This is a genomic window from Nitrosopumilaceae archaeon AB1(1), assembly GCA_033471095.1.
Taxonomy (GTDB): domain Archaea; phylum Thermoproteota; class Nitrososphaeria; order Nitrososphaerales; family Nitrosopumilaceae; genus Nitrosoabyssus; species Nitrosoabyssus spongiisocia.
Window position 1 is genome coordinate 1,118,700 of the sequence record CP136752.1, and the last position, 20,373, is coordinate 1,139,072.

General features: G+C 35.0%; 19 protein-coding genes and 1 tRNA gene. 14 read left to right on the forward strand and 6 right to left on the reverse strand.

What is annotated here, in order from left to right:
- The first annotated feature begins 59 nt into the window (after nucleotides 1-59).
- Nucleotides 60-281 (forward strand): hypothetical protein, encoded by a 222-nt coding sequence (locus tag R1F52_06550; GenBank protein ID WOV92765.1) that lies wholly within the window; start codon nucleotides 60-62, stop codon nucleotides 279-281.
- Nucleotides 282-690: 409 nt separating this feature from the next.
- On the opposite strand, the gene R1F52_06555 is transcribed toward R1F52_06550, so the two are convergent.
- The 3 genes from R1F52_06555 to purM form a co-directional block, all read right to left on the reverse strand.
- Complete coding sequence (locus tag R1F52_06555) at nucleotides 691-1,761, reverse strand: ABC transporter substrate-binding protein (protein ID WOV92766.1); 1,071 nt, start codon at nucleotides 1,759-1,761, stop codon at nucleotides 691-693.
- 353 nt (nucleotides 1,762-2,114) lie between these two features.
- A complete protein-coding gene (locus tag R1F52_06560; protein WOV92767.1) occupies nucleotides 2,115-3,395 on the reverse strand; it encodes a cation:proton antiporter in 1,281 nt (426 codons plus the stop codon).
- A gap of 49 nt (nucleotides 3,396-3,444) precedes the next feature.
- The gene (purM, locus tag R1F52_06565; GenBank protein WOV92768.1) at nucleotides 3,445-4,461 is read right to left on the reverse strand and encodes a phosphoribosylformylglycinamidine cyclo-ligase; all 1,017 of its coding nucleotides are present in this window, start codon (nucleotides 4,459-4,461) and stop codon (nucleotides 3,445-3,447) included.
- A gap of 208 nt (nucleotides 4,462-4,669) precedes the next feature.
- On the opposite strand from purM, the gene R1F52_06570 reads away from it, so the two are divergent.
- From R1F52_06570 to nadC, 6 genes are all read left to right on the forward strand, one after another.
- The gene (locus tag R1F52_06570; protein WOV92769.1) at nucleotides 4,670-5,800 is read left to right on the forward strand and encodes a fructose-1,6-bisphosphatase; all 1,131 of its coding nucleotides are present in this window, start codon (nucleotides 4,670-4,672) and stop codon (nucleotides 5,798-5,800) included.
- A 131-nt stretch (nucleotides 5,801-5,931) separates the two neighbouring features.
- Nucleotides 5,932-6,345 (forward strand): hypothetical protein, encoded by a 414-nt coding sequence (locus tag R1F52_06575; protein ID WOV92770.1) that lies wholly within the window; start codon nucleotides 5,932-5,934, stop codon nucleotides 6,343-6,345.
- A gap of 50 nt (nucleotides 6,346-6,395) precedes the next feature.
- Nucleotides 6,396-8,141: an ATP-dependent DNA ligase gene (locus R1F52_06580; GenBank protein WOV92771.1), complete on the forward strand. Its 1,746-nt coding sequence runs from the start codon at nucleotides 6,396-6,398 to the stop codon at nucleotides 8,139-8,141.
- Between the two features lie 66 nt (nucleotides 8,142-8,207).
- Nucleotides 8,208-8,777, forward strand: a complete 570-nt coding sequence (locus R1F52_06585; GenBank protein WOV92772.1) for a DNA-directed RNA polymerase — start codon at nucleotides 8,208-8,210, stop codon at nucleotides 8,775-8,777.
- The gene (spt4, locus tag R1F52_06590; protein WOV92773.1) at nucleotides 8,778-8,966 is read left to right on the forward strand and encodes a transcription elongation factor subunit Spt4; all 189 of its coding nucleotides are present in this window, start codon (nucleotides 8,778-8,780) and stop codon (nucleotides 8,964-8,966) included. It begins immediately after the preceding gene.
- Nucleotides 8,967-9,779: a carboxylating nicotinate-nucleotide diphosphorylase gene (gene nadC / locus R1F52_06595; GenBank protein WOV92774.1), complete on the forward strand. Its 813-nt coding sequence runs from the start codon at nucleotides 8,967-8,969 to the stop codon at nucleotides 9,777-9,779.
- 1 nt (nucleotide 9,780) lies between these two features.
- On the opposite strand, the gene nadA is transcribed toward nadC, so the two are convergent.
- Both nadA and R1F52_06605 read right to left on the reverse strand, forming a co-directional pair.
- Nucleotides 9,781-10,746 (reverse strand): quinolinate synthase NadA, encoded by a 966-nt coding sequence (nadA, locus tag R1F52_06600; GenBank protein WOV92775.1) that lies wholly within the window; start codon nucleotides 10,744-10,746, stop codon nucleotides 9,781-9,783.
- Nucleotides 10,747-10,809: 63 nt separating this feature from the next.
- Nucleotides 10,810-11,628: an aspartate dehydrogenase gene (locus tag R1F52_06605; GenBank protein ID WOV92776.1), complete on the reverse strand. Its 819-nt coding sequence runs from the start codon at nucleotides 11,626-11,628 to the stop codon at nucleotides 10,810-10,812.
- Between the two features lie 146 nt (nucleotides 11,629-11,774).
- On the opposite strand from R1F52_06605, the gene R1F52_06610 reads away from it, so the two are divergent.
- The 3 genes from R1F52_06610 (at nucleotide 11,775) to R1F52_06620 (ending at nucleotide 13,740) form a co-directional block, all read left to right on the forward strand.
- Entirely contained in the window at nucleotides 11,775-12,107 is a 333-nt protein-coding gene (locus R1F52_06610; protein ID WOV92777.1) for a tRNA-binding protein, read from the forward strand.
- A gap of 470 nt (nucleotides 12,108-12,577) precedes the next feature.
- A complete protein-coding gene (locus R1F52_06615) occupies nucleotides 12,578-13,564 on the forward strand; it encodes a DUF1512 domain-containing protein (GenBank protein ID WOV92778.1) in 987 nt (328 codons plus the stop codon).
- Nucleotides 13,561-13,740: a hypothetical protein gene (locus tag R1F52_06620; protein WOV92779.1), complete on the forward strand. Its 180-nt coding sequence runs from the start codon at nucleotides 13,561-13,563 to the stop codon at nucleotides 13,738-13,740. Before R1F52_06615 ends, R1F52_06620 begins: the two co-directional genes overlap by 4 nt.
- On the opposite strand, the gene map is transcribed toward R1F52_06620, so the two are convergent.
- Nucleotides 13,730-14,617 carry a type II methionyl aminopeptidase gene (gene map, locus R1F52_06625; GenBank protein ID WOV92780.1) on the reverse strand — a complete coding sequence of 296 codons (888 nt, stop codon included), beginning with the start codon at nucleotides 14,615-14,617 and terminating at the stop codon, nucleotides 13,730-13,732. The two genes, R1F52_06620 and map, sit on opposite strands and share 11 nt — an antisense overlap.
- A gap of 133 nt (nucleotides 14,618-14,750) precedes the next feature.
- On the opposite strand from map, the gene R1F52_06630 reads away from it, so the two are divergent.
- From R1F52_06630 to R1F52_06645, 4 genes are all read left to right on the forward strand, one after another.
- Nucleotides 14,751-14,824, forward strand: a tRNA-Pro gene (locus R1F52_06630).
- 421 nt (nucleotides 14,825-15,245) lie between these two features.
- Nucleotides 15,246-15,491, forward strand: a complete 246-nt coding sequence (locus R1F52_06635; GenBank protein ID WOV92781.1) for a hypothetical protein — start codon at nucleotides 15,246-15,248, stop codon at nucleotides 15,489-15,491.
- A 2,509-nt stretch (nucleotides 15,492-18,000) separates the two neighbouring features.
- Complete coding sequence (locus R1F52_06640; GenBank protein ID WOV92782.1) at nucleotides 18,001-18,492, forward strand: DUF367 family protein; 492 nt, start codon at nucleotides 18,001-18,003, stop codon at nucleotides 18,490-18,492.
- 46 nt (nucleotides 18,493-18,538) lie between these two features.
- On the forward strand, nucleotides 18,539-20,362 hold the full coding sequence (locus tag R1F52_06645) for an amino acid permease (protein ID WOV92783.1): 1,824 nt from the start codon (nucleotides 18,539-18,541) through the stop codon (nucleotides 20,360-20,362).
- Nucleotides 20,363-20,373: the final 11 nt, after the last annotated feature.

The following is a 20,373-nucleotide window of genomic DNA, read 5'->3' on the forward strand; positions in this document are numbered from 1 at the left end:
GAGTAAAATTTAGATTAATTTTTATAATACAATGGTATATAACGGATTAGTGAATTATGATGTCCACAACAATTCAATTAAAAAAAAATACAAAGATTAGTTTAGAGAAACAAAAATTATATCCTACTGAAACATTTGATGCTGTTATTCTGAGGTTAATACAGAGTATAGATGATGAATTGACCCCTGAAATAATAAAAAACATAGAGGAAGGCGTTGCAGATATCAAAGCTGGTAAAACTCACACTACTGAACAATTAAATAAAAAACTAAATCTGTAATGTGATTTGGACTATACATTGGTCCAATAAATGCTTGAAACAATTAAAGAAACTCGATAAAGATATTGCTAAAAGAATTATTTATGATGTATCTAATATTGAAATGATCTATTTGCTGTACAAGGTAAAGTAAACTAGTGACAATTTTAATTTGAATAAATTATATTTGAAAATTAATTAAATATTAAAGAATCATCTGAAAACAAGTATTTTCCAACAGACTTCCATTCTCCATTGTCAATCTTCCATATATCATAATCTGCACTAGCTAAATCTCCTGCTTCATTTAGATTAGATTCCTCCTATGGTTCCCTCATAATCTGCTGCAATATCTCTGATGACTGTCTTTAGAACTGTGGGATTAGCACTCTGTGTCTCTAGCATAGATAGTCCCACCAACCATACTGAGTCAAAAGTCTGAATATGCATACGTATTTGGAGCTCTGCCTAGAGTACTCATAACATAATTGTCTATATCCTTAACCACGTCGTTATCTGATGATCCAACTAAAACAGTGGTTAGCTGTACAGTCTCTGCAAATTTTGCCCCTATTGGATCATTAATCAAATTATAATCTCTCGTATATGCATCAGGACCAAACCATCGCACATCATCTAGTATGTCATGAGATGCTGCTGATTGCATAAACTGCAAGACTTCACCAAATGCCAAATATACGATTGCTACATTATCTACTCCATACTCATCTACACTATCTTGTACTTGTTCAGCAAGAAGTGATACTGATGCAGAAAATTCTGGAGATTCAGGATTGTAACGAATATCATCAGTAACTATGCCACCTCTTTCCTGAAATGCCTCTTTTGTAGCTTTACTCAATCCATCGCCCCATACATCTCCTCTCCATACTATAATCATGTTTTCTATACCTGCATCTTTAACTAATTTTGAGAGAGCTATGCCCTGATTTCTATCATCAGGGGCTAGACGATACACACTATCATTTGCAATTGCCAATGCAGGTGCAGTTGAACAACAACTAACTATCAACATATTATTTGCGTCTGTGTACCCTTTAACATTCTTAATGTTAGAACTAGTCTCAACACCAACTACAACACCAATTCCTTTTGCATTAAGAGAAGTTATCTTCTCTAGAGCTATTACAGGATTTGTAGCTGAATCCTCTCCAACCATGATCAAATCCCAGGGAGCATTAATTTTATCTAGATGCTCGTTAAATGTGATTACGCCAAATCTGGCAGCTTCAAAATTCTCAGTTCCATGAGAGGACAGATCCCCTGTTAATGGTAAAAGAACTCCTATGGAAACGTCTCCCATTAATTCAGAGCCCTCTATTATACCAGTAATTCCCTCATTAATTACGCTAGATGTTATCAGTCCAGTAATTCCTTCGACATTATCAATAAACTCCATTACTACTAGTGCAGCTCCAATTATTATTATAATAATTATGGCTATTCCTATACCAACTTTAATTTTCTTACCTGAATCCAATACTGTATTTCTACGTATTCATATTATTAAACTTTTTAAAAATTCTCTACTATTTTCAAACTAGACTCTTTACAATATACTGTATAGTCCTCTACTCGTAAATATGAATATCATCTATAATGACTCAAATTTTAGAATTCAAACTTTACACTGATTTGGAAAGATCCAAGTTTGGAATAGTATATTTAATTTTTATCTGATGTGTAGGGGTGAAAATAAACGTCAAATTCAGCCCCCCTTTAAACATACATGATTAATTATGCAGATATTCACCATACTCTAACCGGTAATATGGTTTGTAGTTTGTGCATAATTTCGAGATGAATTTTATAATAATTTTAATCAGAAATGAATCATACATCTTTTTGTACAATCATCTTATCATCAGGATCTGAAAACTTTTTTGTATTACTATTTGACATTGCACCTTCATTGTGCATCTCTTTTCTGTATTCGAGTTTCAACCAAATAGGCGTAATTATTGTGGTGGCAGCTACCATGATTACTATGGTAGAGTATACACTAGATGTTAAAATGCCAGATGCCACACCTACACCTGCCACGATTAATCCTACCTCACCTCTGGATATCATCCCGATTCCGACACGCATACCTCTGCGTCTGTCTTTGAGAAACATCCATGCAGGCAATCCACAACCAAGTAGTTTGGTGCCTATGGCAACGACAATAATTATGGAGTTAAGCATTATGATATACCAATCTACTTGACGAAAATCTACCTGAGCGCCAATTATTGCGAAAAATAATGGAGCAAATATGAGCCCAATTTTACTTGCATAGTTTTCCACCTTTGCAAATACTTTGGTAGTGGATAATGCCATGCCTACGGCAAACGCTCCGACAATTGGCGACAGACCAATAGAGCCGGCAAGGGCAGCTGCTCCAAAGAATGAGGCTGTGGCTATTCCCTCGATACTTCCCTTTGCCTTCCAAAATCGTGTTGTGATTACTCTGGGCATTACTACTACTGACACCACTAACATTATTGCAAAGAATGCCAACACCTGAATAATTGTCAAAGTTACATCCAAGATGTTTATATTCTCAACATTACCGTCAGCTGCGAGTGAAACTACTACTGAAAGAATTGCGATTGCTAAAATATCATCGACTATGGCAGCGCCAATTATTAGTCTGGCCTCTGGTGTCTTTATTTTTCCAAACTCATTTAATACTTGAATTGATATGGCGATACTAGTTGCAGTTAGTGCAGTTGCGATCATCATAGACTGAAGTGCATCGAATCCAAAAAATTGAAATACGGCAAGTCCTGCACCGAATGGAACCACCACTCCTAGTGTTCCTACGACCAGTGAACTCTTGCCTCCTTTGAGAAATTCTTTAGGCGTCATCTCTAACCCTGCCATGAATAATATTACAATTGCTCCAATCTCGCCTAATGTGCGAATTTCCGGACCTATAGTTAATAGCTGATTGCCATCATAAATTAAGAATGCTCCCAGTGCAAAGGGTCCTATTATCATACCTGCAAGTAACTCTCCTAATACTATTGGTAGTTTGAGTCTAAGGAATAATTCGGCCATAAGTTTGGCAGCAAATAGTAAAATTCCAATACCGATAATTATCTCAATAAAATGTGTTTCAATACTCACGATTATTCAACTATTCAGATTGAATACTCAGACCCTTTAAGTATATAGATCAGGCAATTCTTTTTGAATTTATAAAAACACCACGTTTTTGAACTATTCTGCCAATAACACTACTTTTAATTTTATGTTTCTTGAATGTTTTAATTATTTCCTGCTCTTCACCTTGTGGTGATATGACACAAAATCCAATCCCCATGTTGAATGTTTTATACATATTCATGTTTGATACTCCTTGCTCTTCAATTAATCCAAACAGTGCTGAGGCTTTAGGTATGTCATCTAGTTGATACCCAATCTGTTTTAGACGTAGTAATTTGGTAAATGCTCCGCCTGTAATGTGTGCTAAACCGTGAACTCTACTCTTTTTTATAATCTCTAATACTGGTTTTACATAAATTTCAGTTGGTGTTAATAGTGCCTTGCCAATACCACCTATTCTATTTACTTTATCGTGAATTTTGAATTTTGGGAATAATACCTTTCTTGCAAGTGAAAAACCATTAGAGTGTAATCCACTACTTGCAGCCCCAATTATGATGTCATTTCTCTTTATGGAATTGCCCAAAATTACATCCTTTCCTAGTATTCCGACTACAGTTCCTGCTAAATCAAAAGAGAACCCTTTACCTGATATTAGATTTGGCATAACTGCCGTCTCACCGCCTATAATTGGTACCATTCCCTTCTTTGCACCAACAACCAATCCTTGCATAATTTTTGCTAATTTTTGACGGTTATTTTGATTAATGGCGACATAATCTACAAATGATATTGGTGTAGCGCCGATACAAATGATATCATTTACATTCATTGCTACACAATCAATTCCAATGGTGTCATACTTTTTTAAAAGATTTGCAATCAATACTTTGGTCCCAACACCATCTGTGTGTGTTGCTATACGCTGTCCTCCTGCTTTGACTATGCCTGCATAATGTCCAAATCCGTGTAATACCTTGGATGATTTCTGTACATTATGTGTACTGGTAATAATCTCTCCAATTTTCATATGGCTCTTGGTTATCTGATGTATGTCTACCCCTGCACTCTTGTATGTATTGGTCATGTGATTCATTAATTATCGTTCTAATAAAAGAATTTTTAAAAATTAATCCTACTTTGATGATTTGAGAAGAAAAATGTATCTGTAAGTATTTGATGATGAATATATCTCAAATTGGATTCAATTCTAGTCCATTTGTTATTTTTTCAGCATCAGACTTGATGATACCAAATCACATTACACATAAATCAAAGGTAGATATAGAAATTTCATGATTACTCTTTCTGCAATTAAAGCTGATGTGGGAGGTATAGGTGGTCACACTAAACCTAGTGACGGGCTGCTAGATGCTGTAAAAAGTACTATATCTGCCTCAAAGAATTTGATGATTGATCATTATATTGGATATTGTGGAGACGACGTCCACATCATAATGGCTCACAATAACGGTACTGATAGTAAAGAAATTCATCAACTTGCATGGAATGCGTTTATGGCAGGAACAGAGGTTGCTAAAAAAGAAGGACTTTATGGTGCAGGACAAGACTTGCTCAAAGACTCTTTCTCTGGTAATATCAAAGGTATGGGTCCAGGTGTTGCAGAATTAGAATTTGAAGAAAGAACTAATGAGGCGTTTACTGTATTTGCAGCAGACAAGACAGAACCTGGAGCATTCAACTATCCATTGTATAGACTATTTGTAGACACTCTGTCCAACACTGGATTAATTGTAAATCAATCATTGGCATCTGGTGTTGTATTCAATGTCATGGATGTAGAGCAAGGAAAGATAGCACAATTGACATTGTGGGAAGATAAACCTACACTGGAGGCCGCTTTAATGTATCCTGGCAGATACGTTGTATCTACAATTACTACTCGTGATGGTGAACCAATAGTTGCAGCGTCCACAGACAGATTGCACAATATTGCAGGAACCTATGTTGGAAAAGATGATCCAATATGTATAATTCGTACACAAAAAATGTTTCCGGCAACCGAAGAGGCAGGCAGTGTATTTAACAATCCTCACTATGTAGCAGGAAATACCAGAGGAAGTCACAACATGCCTCTGATGCCAGTTAAACTAAACTCTCCAGCTTCAATTAATTTCTGCATTCCTATTGTTCAGTCTCTAGTATTCAGTATGCATAACGGGCATTTTACAGGTCCCTTTGATGGCTTTTCCACACCAGACTGGGATTATATCAGAGAGATTGCAACTAAAAAAGCATTATCAATACGAAGTCAGGGATTCATACATCCTGCAACTCTGGTTCCAAGTGAGTTGGAATATGCTGAAGGGTATCGTGCACGAATTGATGTATTGGAATCCAAAATGAAACCACTAGACTCTGTTAGTGATGGACAACAAAAATCAAACTATGAAGATCCTGATTAAAGAATTTTTTATACACTGAATCATAAAAATAAATGTGATATATCACTAGACATTTTGACTCATTCAATCTTTTGACGACATTAGTAAATCTGAAATTATATACTTAAATATTTAAATGAGTAATGTAAAGCGTGAAAACATTACGTTTCAATATTTTTAGAATTTATATTATTCCGTATGTATCATCTATACTGGGAATATTCTCATTTAGTCAAATAGTAGAACTGTTTGGGCAGACTATTCCAAGTACCATACTGTCTTTCTTCAAAGTGGCCGGTGAGGTCTTGATTGTCTTGTTTGTTTTTATATTTGCACTATTCTGGCTGCTAAAAGCAGTTCCACGAACACACAACAAATCTTATCGTATGTGTATATTTGATATATGTGGACGAGAATTTACAATTGAGGGTATTCGAACTGAATTTAAAGAACGTGATGTTGCGTGGAGTTTTATGAAAGAGTATAAAAAACAATACCCGTATTATAATTTTGCGTTATTGTCTGATTTGAATATTGAAAGGAAGACCATAATCAAATACATTTGAGAAATTCATATAGGTTCTGTTTTATTTGGGTTTTATACAGTCAGGTTAAATTGGATTTTTTAATACTTGCTAAAACATTTGAAAAAATGGAGAGCACCTCTAAGCGACTGGAACTGACTGATCTCCTAGCACAACTATTCTCCAATACAGATGTTGATTTAATGGATAAAGTGATATATTTGATTCAAGGAAAACTGCGCCCCGACTTTGAGAATGTGGAGGTTGGTATAGCAGACAAACTAATCATACGCATACTGTCCAACCTGTCTGGTCTGTCAATTCAAAAAATTCAAGATGCATATGCAAAGTATGGTGATTTGGGACTTGTTGCATCTACCATTCTTGTAGACAAACCACAGACTACTCTACTCTCTAATGATATTACGGTAGATTTGGTCTATGATACATTTTTTAAAATTGCCAATCTGCAAGGTAGCGGATCGCAGGATCTAAAGATGAAGTATGTCTCTAGTCTTCTGCATGACTCTAGTAATGTTGAGATTCGATTTATTATTAAAATTCTACTCAATACCCTGCGTCTTGGAATTGCAGAGAATACAATAATGGATGCCCTATCCATTGCGCAGTTTGGTAATAAGGATCGTCGTGTAGATATTGAAATTGCGTATAATGTATCGAGTGATCTTGGCCGTGTAGCACAACACATTACAAAATTCAAAGAAAAGGGTTTCAAGACATTTAAAATTAAACTATTCAGCCCAATTCGCTCCATGCTTGCAGATAGGATAAAAAGTGAGCAGGATGCAAGTGCTAAATTTCCATCTGGATTTGCCGCAGAGTTTAAAATTGACGGTGAGCGAGCTCAAATACACATAAAGAATGATACTGTGAAAATCTTCTCTCGAAATCTTAAAGATATAACTAGTTTTTATCCGGATATTTGTGATGCTGTAAAAAAGGCATTCTTTAATGAGGATGTAATTCTAGAGGCAGAAGTTGTGGCAATATCGCAGAATGGTGATTTTTTACCATTTCAAGAATTGATGCACAGACGTCGCAAGTACGATATTGAGGAGATGGTATCAAAGTATCCTATATGCGTAAACTTTTTTGATATTCTATATTACAAAAATTCTGGTTGTCTTGATTGGGAGTATAAAGAAAGACGTGAATTACTCAAAGAGGTCATACCACAAAATGATATGCTACGACTAGTACCAATGAAAGTCTTGAACAGTTCTGAACAGATTAATGATTTTCTTGAGACTAGTTTGAACTCTAGATGTGAAGGACTTATGTTAAAATCATTGGACGGTCCATATCGTGCCGGCTCTAGGGGAAATCTGTGGTTGAAATTAAAGCGCGAATACCAAAATGATCTTGGGGATAGTGTTGATTTAATTATAATTGGCGCATTTTTTGGTAAAGGTAGGCGCACAGGTATGTATGGTACATTTCTTTTAGGAACGTATAATTCTGATGATTCCATATGTAGTGTTTGCAAAGTTGGAACAGGATTTACAGATGAGAAACTAGATCAATTATATCATGAACTATCTTCTCATGTTACACTACAGCGAGATCCACGTATAGACTGTGCAATGGAACCTGATGTTTGGTTTGATCCATGGTTAGTAATTGAGATTGTGGCATCAGAGATTACTATTAGCCCAATACACAAGGCAGCCTTTGGTCTAGTAAGGGAAGGTAATGGACTTGCACTGAGATTTCCAAAATTTACTGGCAAAATACGTACCGAAAAAAATATAGAGGATGCCTCTAGCGATGAGGAGATTATGGCACTATACAAACTACAGATAAGAACAAAGAGTTGATACTCATTACTCATATATGGTGTATATTCCAAAGATTCATAAATTAATAATTTTTGATGAAATTGTTTGTTTTCAATCTCTACACTAGTCGATGTAGTTAGCATACCTCCAAAGCTATTTGGAACTACCCTCAAGGCTGCTGCCCTGAATATTCTCAAAGACAAGTATGAGAGTATGATAAATCCTGAATTGGGCTATATTATTATGATTTTAGATACCAAGGTCGATAAAATGGGTAAGATGATAACTGGTAATGGTGGTACATTTCACAAGGTGGAATTTACGGCCTTGACATTTTATCCAAAATTACAAGAAATAATTCGAGGTGAAATTGTTGACATTACAGATTTTGGTGCCTTTGTTCGAATTGGTCCAACAGACGCTCTACTACACTTGTCACAAATTATGGATGATTATCTAAAAAGTGATGTTAAAGCTGGAGTAGTACTTGCAAACCAAAGTGGTCGAACACTAAGGGTGGGATCTCTACTTCGTACAAGAATTACTGCTGTATCCTTGGGAAATACTGCAAGTATGGGGAAGATTGGAATAACATGTAGACAGCCATTCCTTGGAGCTGACGATTGGATTGCAGAAGAACTTAAAGCTGCATCTAAAAAAAGTGAGGATAAATAGTTGGTACGTGAAATGGCATGCAGAAAGTGCAAATGCATTACAACCGGTAAACTCTGTCCCCTCTGCAAGTCATCTGATCTTACACGTGATTGGAATGGAGTTGTGTTGATTGCTAAACCTGAAGATTCTGTTATTGCAAAGACTTTGGGTATAGCAACAAAAGGAAAATTTGCCATCAAGGTAACCTAGTTGAATCCTAAAATTAAAAAAATGCTTTCTGGATTTCTTCGTGAAGATTTAGGTACCGGTGATATCACATCAAAATTACTAACAAACTCTGTAATCCGTGCCAAGATAGTATCTAGGGAATCGGGCGTTGTAGCAGGGGTAATATTTTCCAAAGAGTTGTTTGTCATGAATGGTTGCACAGTTGAAATTATTCATCGTGATGGACAACGCATACGAGCAGGCAGTCTGATATTCTATGTTCATGGTCCTCTGCGTTCCATACTCTCAGTTGAGAGAACGGCGTTGAATCTGATGTCTAGAATGAGTGGGGTTGCAACTGCAACACAACAAATGAAATGTAAAGTTAATGGCCGTGTAAAAATACTTGCAACTAGAAAGACCATGCCTGGCATGAGATTTTTTGACAAGGAAGCAGTACAAATTGGTGGAGGATTTAGACATCGTATGTCTTTATCTGATAGAATATTAATCAAAGATAATCATCTCTCAGCAGATTCTATGGAGAGTTTAATTTTAAAAGCAAAGCGTAAGGATCCTAAATTTGAAATTGAAGTAGATTCTAGTTTGGATACAATTCGTGCTGCAAAACTTGGTGCAAGATTTATTCTACTAGATAATTTTACGCCAAAACAGATTCGACACACGATCACATTATTGAAGAAATACAAACTACGCAAAAACATCACACTAGAGGCGTCCGGTGGAATAACTTTAAAAAATATATCTGCATATTCAAAGACTGGTGTGGATTTTATATCCTCCGGAGTAATTACAAATTCTGCTCACAGTATTGACTATTCCCTTGAGATGTGATTTATCCCAATTCTAGCATACGCTGAATAGATAGTCTTGCCTTATCTGCAATATCTTTGGGTATGGTAACTTGATACTGCCCTCTTAATATGGAATCATACACTTTCTCCAGTGTGATCATCTTCATGTATTTACACTCTGCCTCATCTGATGCAGCTGCAAACGTCTTTTTTGGATTCTCTTGTCGCATTCTGTGTAAAATACCTGTTTCTGTGGCAATTAAAAAATTCTGTGCAGTTGATTCTCGTACGTGTTTAACCATGCCCTCTGTTGATAAAATATTAATTGTCTGCTGACCATACCCATTTGCTACTGTATCGTATAGAATTGGTGTTGTACAACTACACTCTGGATGTATTATAAATTCTGGATTACTCAATTGTGCCAACTTTTCCCTTACCACATCTGGTGTGATCCCTGCATGTACATGACACTCGCCTGCCCAAATTTTCATGTTATCTCTATTTGTCATCTTTGCTACATATGCTCCAAGAAACATATCTGGCAAGAATAAAATCTCCTTCTCTTTTGGAATTGCATTTACAACATGAATGGCATTAGATGATGTACAACAATAGTCTAATTCTGATTTAATCTCTGCTGTCGTATTTACATATCCTACCGTGATTGCCCCTGGGTGACTATCCTTCCATTCTCTTAATTGTTGTATGGTAATTGAATCTGATAGTGAACACCCTGCCTCTAAATCTGGAATGAATACGTTCTTCTCTGGACTGATTATTGCTGCTGTCTCTGCCATAAAGTGTACTCCACAAAATAAAATGTTCTCCTCTTTTACTCTCACTGCCTGCCTTGATAAATTCAGAGAATCTCCCACAAAGTCTGCTACATCTTGAACTTGTGGAATTTGATAATTGTGTGCAAGTATGACCGTATCGGTCTCTTGTTTTAATTTCTGAATCTCTTTTTTTAGATCCAAATCACTCATTGATATTTTTCTAGGCATTTAAAGAGTATCCATCTGGCATTTTTATGCCTGATATGATTAATGGTGGCATTTTTTGCCAATTTATGTACCAATTTTTATCTTGTTTGAACAAATTTCATCAAGAAGTTGTATGGCTGATAATGATGCAAGCTTGCTGGTTTTTGGATTATTTGGATCTGGTATATTCTTCAACTCAATTTGTATACTACCGAATCTCCCACTAGCTAAAACTTTGTGCGTATTTGTAGATGCGTTTGGATCTGCAACAATCTGCACCATTGTTTTTGTACTGCCAATTCCAGCTAGACTTAGCAGTGCTGCTACATTTACATTTGCAGGAAATAATTCTACAGCTTTTTTTGCATTACCATTAAAAATTACAACACTATCTGTTATACCATCAATCTTTATGTCTGAAGTTTCAAAAAATTTTGCACCTCTTAACGAATCTGGATGTTTTGTCGTTATGAGTGTGACTGAATCGAGTTCATTTTTCAAAGATTTTAATGCATCAATTCCCGCTATCACTCCACTTGGCAAATAAATTTTTCTCTCAAATTCCCTACACGCATCAAACAATACCTCACGAATAGATTCATCAAGCAGTGCACCGACACTCATGATTACAAGTTCTTTTCTATTCTGCAATATACTCAATGCCACATCTTTTACTGCTGTCTGTGATGCTGCCTCTACAATAATATCTGTAGAGTTTGAAGAGAGTAGATGTGAATTATTCACGATCTGTGGTTTCACTTGAAGTTTTTCTACAAGTTTTTCTGCCTGTTTTTTATCTTGATCATACACATGTGTTAGTTTTGCGTTGATTTTTCCCGAATCAATACTCAGTGCAATCTGTGTACCTATTGTGCCACATCCAAGAAGCCCTATATTTTTCATCAATCATATTGAATAATTTCATATACTTAATTGTAGATATTGGCAATTAATAATTTGAGTTATAACTCTGATGACTCTGAGTTGTATATTTTTCTCTGTATTGACCATATAGCAAAGTATTTTTAATATAGATATGTGGTCTAATTATGGCAACGTATGATGATTTTACCAAATTAGATCTATGCGTTGGAAAAATAACCAGTACAGAACCAATTGTTGGAAAAAGTAAAATTTTCAAAGGTATTGTTGATATTGGAGACGAGGAGCGCACTGTAATTATTGGAGGCGCTGAATTTCTTTCACCTGAAGATATGATTAATCGTACTGTCATTGTTGTGACAAATCTTGAACCGAAAACAATTGGTGGTGTAACGTCTACTGCTATGTTACTTGCAGCTGATGTAAATGATAGACCCTATTGGTTAACCATATCTGATGACTCTATACCTTTTGTCCCACTGGGCTCTCCAATCAAATAGTTTGATAAAATTAGGCGTGACCCATTATGTGTAAACTATGAGAAGGATTGCCCCTCTGTCTCAAGCCATGTTGAGTCTATTTTTGTTTACAAGGTCACGCATGTCAGTCATTTTTACTATTTACTGGCATGTTTTAGTTATGCGGGTATTGTATTTATATTTTTAATGATTTTCACTCAATAATTCACTTTAAATTATAATTATGACTATTTTTTATATTTTTTTCACGCTTTTCACTAAATTCTCATATAGGCAAATCATACATACTATGGTATAATTTGATTTATCCCTGTGGCTCTAATTACGAATGATTAAATTTACAAACTTTGGGATTCATGTTGATGAACATTACTGATTTTAACCCTAGCAATTTTCTTGTCCCCGACGATGAACTTGGATATATTTTGACACTCATATGGATTTTACCTATTTTCATATTTGTCTTTTACGGTCAGCAAATACAGTGATATGTGACATCTAGATATATTCGAAAAGGAATTAAATTATTAAAAATTTATTCACAGGATTCTCGTAATGACATTTTAGCCTATTCCACTAATCTTAAACTTGATGATTTATCAAATAAAATGAATCGTATAATGGAGAATTTTCTAGTAATGCCTGTAGATATGGATCCGTCCGGTATTGTATCCAAAGTTCGTTATCTTGTTAAATCTAGAGATGATTATATGAAAAAACAGATACAAACGCTTGCACCCAATATATCTGAAGTTGAACAGAGTAGATTACAAACATTGTTTGAAATTGTAACCACTTTACATCTATATTATAAAATAGTGAATCATCTATATCTTACTGCAAAAAAACAAAAAAACTTCCCATTGATTTTACCACTACAAATGATGTTACCATTTATCTTACAGGAAACAAAAGCGTTAAGACAATCTGTTCCTGCCTTCCGAGATGGTCAACCCATTGGAGATGGAATTGGTCCACTTGTTGTAGGACAATTAATGTTTGGCACTCATCACAGACTTGTCGCAGAAAATACTGTTTTGGCTACAAAAGACGTTCAGGACAGGCACCTATATCTACTCAAAGCCCGTGGCCCACACTCTACTGTTGGCCAACTCGGTGATGCGATATCTAATATAGTTACAAAGAATAAGATTGATTTAATCATCACTGTTGATGCAGCTTTGAAATTAGAAGGTGAAGAGCCTGCTCAAATTGCACAAGGTTTTGGTGTTGCAATGGGTGGTATTGGCACAGAACGATTCCAAATAGAAGAGATCTCAACTGAGCATAGCATTCCAATTCGAGTTATTGTAGTGAAGCAATCTATTCGTGATGCTATGATACTAATGTCTGAGAAGATTTCAAATCAAGTAGATTATGTACAAGCTGAAATATTTGAGATGATATCTGAGGATACGTCAAATGGTGATAGTGTGCTAATTGTAGGTGTTGGAAATACTTCGGGAGTTGCCCAATGAGAAATAAAACCAAACCAGTAAAACCGTACACCATACAACAATGTATGTCGTGCAGTAAGATGCACAAACGTCTCTTCCAATCTGACGATTACATATTCAAATCTATATCAAAATGTGATGCTTGTGATACTGGTCAAGTAATTATTCTAAGAATATTTGGTAAAGTCATTTTGTAGTGATTAGTATGTCCTTTTCTTGTGGAATGAACGTATGTTCTGCTTGTGCGACCTTTTGACCTGATGATTCAGTTAGTACCGGATACGCATTTATCATCTTTTTCTTTGTTAAAAATTCTAGTAATTTACTACTCTCTTTTACATCCCAGTCATTTAGCCATCTTTGTGCAAATGGCAGCATATTGAATTTTTCCCAAATGAAATCTAACATTTTATTTGCTTCTTCATCTTTTGTTTTCTTTCTAGACTTTATTGCAAATATGTTTTTTATTTTTGTGTTTCGTACCAATCCGAACCCTTTTTTTGCTGTAACAAATGGCTCACATGCATACGCAGTATCACTTGAAAAAGAGAATGATCCCAACGACCATACATTGGGTACGGATTTGCCTGCATGAATTGTGTATGTGTCTAGAGAATGACCACTTAGATTAATTATTGGTTTGAATCCTCGATCCTTTATCGTTTTTTCAATTAATTTTCCAACATCTGAGGATTTTGTTCCATTTTTAATCATTGACATTGCATTACTCAGGGCTATCTCTGCTGTCTGTATGAGAATTTTAGATTCTGCATCACCGGATACAGTAACGGCAGTATCTGCAATATTTCCATTTATTTGTGCACCCAAATCAATCTTCAACACATCTGATTCTTGAATTACAATTGTATCGTTAGGTTCTGCTGTATAGTGTGCGGCAATTTCATTAATACTTGTATTTACTGGAAATGCACATTTTGCACCTTTTGACTGTATCATGGATTCAATCTCCTCACAAATCTCTAAAACAGTTGTGCCTGCCCAATCTTTCCCTCTAGCATACTCTCGTGTCTCTGAGGCGATTCTTCCTGCTTTGATATAATCTTCCTTCTCCATTATGAAATAATCCTACGAGTAGTTAATTAATCCTTATAAAATCATGTGATAATTTGTCGTTGATAATCTTGTTTATTATTTTGTTTGTAAATACAATCACACTCAAATTAAGTGAATTTGTATTTGAATTATTGGGATTGTAGTCTAGATTGGTATGATTCTGGTTTTGGGTACCAGGGGTCGCAGGTTCAAATCCTGCCAGTCCCATTTTTTGATCTTGTTTAATGTGGTCATGACACATTAATCTCTTTGATGTGTAGATATTTTTTGAATGAATAATTATTGGTATTATTTTAAATTTATTATTTATTAATAAATATAGATTTACAAAATAAAGTTGAAAACTATATGATTAATGATATAGTTGTAGTGTTTTTAAAATTTGTGTATGAAATAAATAATTGGAAATATTATAACATTAATCATACATCTGAACAAAATTTATCATTTATTAAAGTAATAAAAAATCAAGAAAATTTTTACAATATTGAGAAAAATTCATATGAATCATAATCAGACGTATCGACAAATGTATAATTGTGATAAATTAGTCTATATGTCCTGATGTGACCGAAATTGAATCTGGATGACACTATAGATTTTTTAGTTGTAAATTTAATCTAACAATATGGAATTTGTACGTCGTGATATCATTCTAATTGCAGGTGTGTTTCTATTTATGCTTGGATTAATTCAAGTCATGCATCCAATTTATGCAGCTATTATTGCAATTGTCATATATTTTGGAATCAAGGTCTACGTGGGGAAAAGTAAAAGTTACCTCTTGGAGAAGACACGTGGCAAGTGTTTAGTGTGCGGTGAGACGTTAATTGACGATAAATGTAAAGAATGTGACAAATCTAACATCGTTTAACAATATACTCAATTTTAATAGATTATACCAAAATGTATCTGTTTTAATATGGTAATATTATATGAAATTAGCTATACTGATTGTAATATTTAGTGTCGTGTTCTTATCGGTGCATAGTGTAGATGCTACACCTGCGTTGACTATCACAACAGACAAGGCCATTTACACTCTTACTGATGTAATCCAATTAACAGTTAATACTAGTGAAATAATTCCGTATACCAGTATTCAGTATGAGATTATTAATTCACAAGATGTGATTACTCGTCAAGGTAATATTTATCCAGATGACACCAATACAGCAATTACAAATATTCAATTAAATGCATTAATTACATCTGGCTCTTATACGATACAGGTAAAATATGGGGATGGTTTTTCATCTTCTTCAATTACAATATATGATGAAGATTTAGATTTATCAAAGCTAAGCATATCTGCAGATGCTGGATATCTACTTGGTGAAACAATTACACTAACTGGTAAACTAAATGGATTTTGGATTCCTGCATTGGATATTATGATCTCTCAGGTAACCACACAAAGTACAATACGTGATATATCTGGATTATTGTTTGAAACCTCTGATGTTGTACGTCTTGACGGGTACGGATCATTTACATATTCATTTGATATTCCAGATGATCCTATTCATCTTGGAACATATTATATCACCGTTTACGGTGACTCTCTGTTCTCCGATAAACTGTTCTCTGTGGTTAAGGATTTAGATGATATAACTATGATGAATTCTTCTCTTGTGATTAATACTGATAAATTGGCATATAGTGTAGGTGATGATATTTCTGTATCCGGTCAACTAGACACACTAGTATCAGAACCTGCTGATCTCATTACCGTAGGTATTTATCGAGATGGTGTAGCACCACGACAGTCTAGTAATATTAAACACTCCACCACAGGTTCAGAATATACAATTGATTACTCTCATGTCTCCTTGCCAGATGCTGCAGGTAGATTTTCATTCTCCGATACACTATACCCAAATATATTTCAGCCAGGCAAGTACATACTAGTAGCATCAACATCTCTTTCTGGATTTACCACGTCTACAACATTTGAGATCAAATCTGATAATTATACACTGGGAGGTATTGATTTGAATTTTAATAAAAAAATAATTAATAATACTGATACCATGAGTATTGAAGGTTTTGTTCCCGGGGTGTCTCAGGGCATACCAATTTTTATCACCCTTACAATGCCTGATGCAACACAATTAAAATTTAATACATTTGCAGATGATTTTACATTTTTCTGGGAATGGACAGTTCCTACATATGNNCCTCTGAACAAGAATCAAGAAAATCTATTTGGAATTTATAGAATAGATGTAGATACTGAAAAAGTTACTGCTACAGATTTCTTCAAAGTGTCAAAAAATCCTGAAAATGACTCTATTGATTTAAACTATTTTGAAATATCCTCTGACAAATTATTTTATACCTTAAATGAACCTATAGTTATAAGTGGGAAAATTCCTGCTGCAGCCTTTATGAATCCTGAATTCTCTTTAAATGATCCTGTGACAATTAAGATTCAAACCTCTGCATTTGCCACATTAGATACCTCAAATGTCATTATGGAGCAGAACGGAGCATTCACAAGCTCATTCCTACTAAACCCATTCTTCTCAGAATCTGGAAGTTATATTGTATCTGCAATTTTTTCAGATTATACAGTAAAACATGAATTTGTAATTTATGATAAATTCTCCATTCCTATATCCGTGTCTACTGATCGCTTATACTATAATCCAAATGATATTGTCTCTGTCACTCTTAGTGCACCACAAGATATCAAACTGAGTCCTGTAGATGTTAGCATATACGCTTCAGTTACTAGTAGTAATTGTGATGTGATGTCGTGTACTTTGATAAATTCAAGTACTATATCTGATATAGAATCTGACTCTACCACATTTACCTTTACTATACCTAATGATACCATATACACAACATATCAAATAAATGTACAAAAGTCAAACGCTAAATACTCTACTGTATTTTTTACTACACCGATTACCCCTACAACTAGTGATCCCAAAGATGTGTCCTATCTCAAACTTGTAAAATCCGATCGTATTACTGACGATTCTATACCTCTTAAAATTGAAAATATACTTTTAGATTCTAAAATTGCAACACCACTCGTAGTTCGTGGCTCATTATTCACGCCAATCCGTGATGCCAACTCTGATGTCAATCTTCGTGTTGAACATAATAGTGGTATGTGTATAATTGGTCAGACATCTGAATGTAAAATTAGTGATACTACGAGAGGAGTAGATACTTTGTATACGATAATTCAAATTGATGGGATAGATTATAATGTCAGATATAATGGTCCAGATTCAATATTGGAACAATTTAGCATACTAGATTCATTAGGAAATCCTCTGAGTAAATCAATGTGGAATGTTACAATTGATTCTGAACATCCTACACGCTTTTATTATACAATTTTGTATTCTGTAGAGTAAATATCTATGAAGATATTTTTAATACTAAAAAATCAAGATGATCCGAAAAAATGTACAGCTCTGAAACTTGAAAAATTAAAACTTGCCAAAAAAATCACACATATTTCTGCATCCTCTCTAGTTTTACATCCATTTATTGATAATTATTTATTAAATCATGACAAGACACAGATTCGCTCCATTACTGGAATTGATTGTTCGTGGGCTAGGGCACAAGATGAATTCCTAACAAATTTTTCAGGAATTGTACGTAAACTTCCTCCACTGCTTGCTGGCAATCCTGTGAATTACTCTAAAATAGGCAAACTCAGTACCGTCGAGGCCATATCTGCATCATTGTTTCTACTTGGATATTGGGATATGGGTGAAAAACTATTAAATAAATTTAATTGGGGACATACATTTTATGATCTAAATGAATCTCTTCTCAAGGATTACTCTAAAGCCTCTTCGAATTCTGAGATTGTTAAAATTGCCTCTAGTTATAGATTGATGTGAATAGAATAAATGACTAGTTTGATCATTGAACAATTAGGTTTGAGAATTGAGTGAAAATACTACAGGATTAGTACGTAGTCTATCGTTACGAGACGCTGTAATGATTGGTGTGGCCTCTATGATTGGAGGTGCAATATTTGTATTAATTGGACCTGGAATATCAGCTGCAGGCCCAATCTTAATTGTGGCGTTTTTACTAAACGGAATAATCACACTGTTTACCGCCCTCACATACGCCGAGGCCAGTTCTGTCTTTCCTGCAACTGGAGGAGGGTATGTATGGGTTCGTAAGGACTTCCACGACCCAACTCTTTTCTTAGTGGTTGGATGGCATGGTTCGGTCATACAATCAGCTGGCAGCCTATATGCAATTGCGTTTGGCTCTTTTCTTGGTTATCTATTAAAAGTATTAGAAGTGGTGGGAGATGATTTTCCACTGGAGAAGATATTTGGAATAATCGCCATAGTTGGATTTACATATATTAATTTCAAAGGAGCCTCTAGTACCGGAAAGGTTGGTAATTTAATCACCTTTGCACAAATTGGAATCATCATAGTATTAATGATAGCGGCAGGATATGCAATCACTGTAAATCCAAACTGGACGGACAATTTTATAGAATTTGCTCCAAGTGGCGTGCTTGGATTAGTGATTGCAATGGGTCTTACATTTATTGCATTTGAGGGCTATGGAATCATCTCTCAGGCAGGAGATGAGATAAAAAATCCCAAGAAAAACATACCGCGAGCCATAATACTTTCTCTGGCCATAGTAATTACACTATATGTTCTCTTCTCGCTGCTTTTCATTAGTGCGCTTGATCCTGCCAAAATTGGTGTGCCGTCGTGGAAATTTATAGGTGATTTTGGAGAACTTGGAATTGCCGAAGCTGCACGTCACATTATGCCATATGGTATGTTGGTTGTACTAGGTGGTGGTATGATCTCTACACTTGCTGCATTAAACGCGACAACCTTTGCGTCTAGTCGTGTCTCTTTTGCAATGGGAAAACAGTACAATCTTCCATCAATCTTTGGCAAAATTCACCCCAAACACAACACACCGTTCATCTCTATACTGATCTCCGGTGTTATGATGATACTCATGGTAGCAACACTGGATCTGACTGCTATTGCGTTAACTGCAAGTGTTATGTTTTTATTTTTATTTACCCAAGTAAATTTGGCATCCATTGTAATTCGTAGAATGTATTCAAAGAAACTAGACTATGGGTTCAAGACTCCCTTCTTTCCCTTATTTCCAATCACCGGTATGTTGCTTGCAGCAGGTCTTGCAATTTATCTACTATTCACATATCCACAAAGTTGGATAATTGCTGTATTTTGGATAATTATTGGTTTTTTAATTTATAAATTCTATACGTCAAAAAAGGAACTAGAGCATTATTCTCCCACAATATTCACACAAGGCCCATCTGAGAGACAGAGTTATAGAATCATGATATTATATAATGAAAAGACTGCAAAACAGTTCTTTGAGATTGCAAAGGCAATTGCACCTGCTCAAGACAGTGAAGTGTCATTTCTCAATGTTAGACGTGTACCTGATCAAATACCTCTAACTTTGGCACATGGTTTAGGTGAATCTGCAACCACATCTTTTAATTCATTTAAACGTACAATAAATGGCTCAATTCGAAATAGATACATCATTCGCCTGTCTCATGATATTACCGAAGCTGTACTTGCAACTGCTGAGGAACAAGCAATCAATATTTTACTAGTCGATTTTGCATTTTTAAAAGATAATCAAAAATTACTATCCTTATCCACATGTGATGTTTTAGGTATACGCGTAGCTAAAAAACTTGCCTTGAAAAACATAATGCTAGTTTATGACAAGGATTGACATTTCTCTCT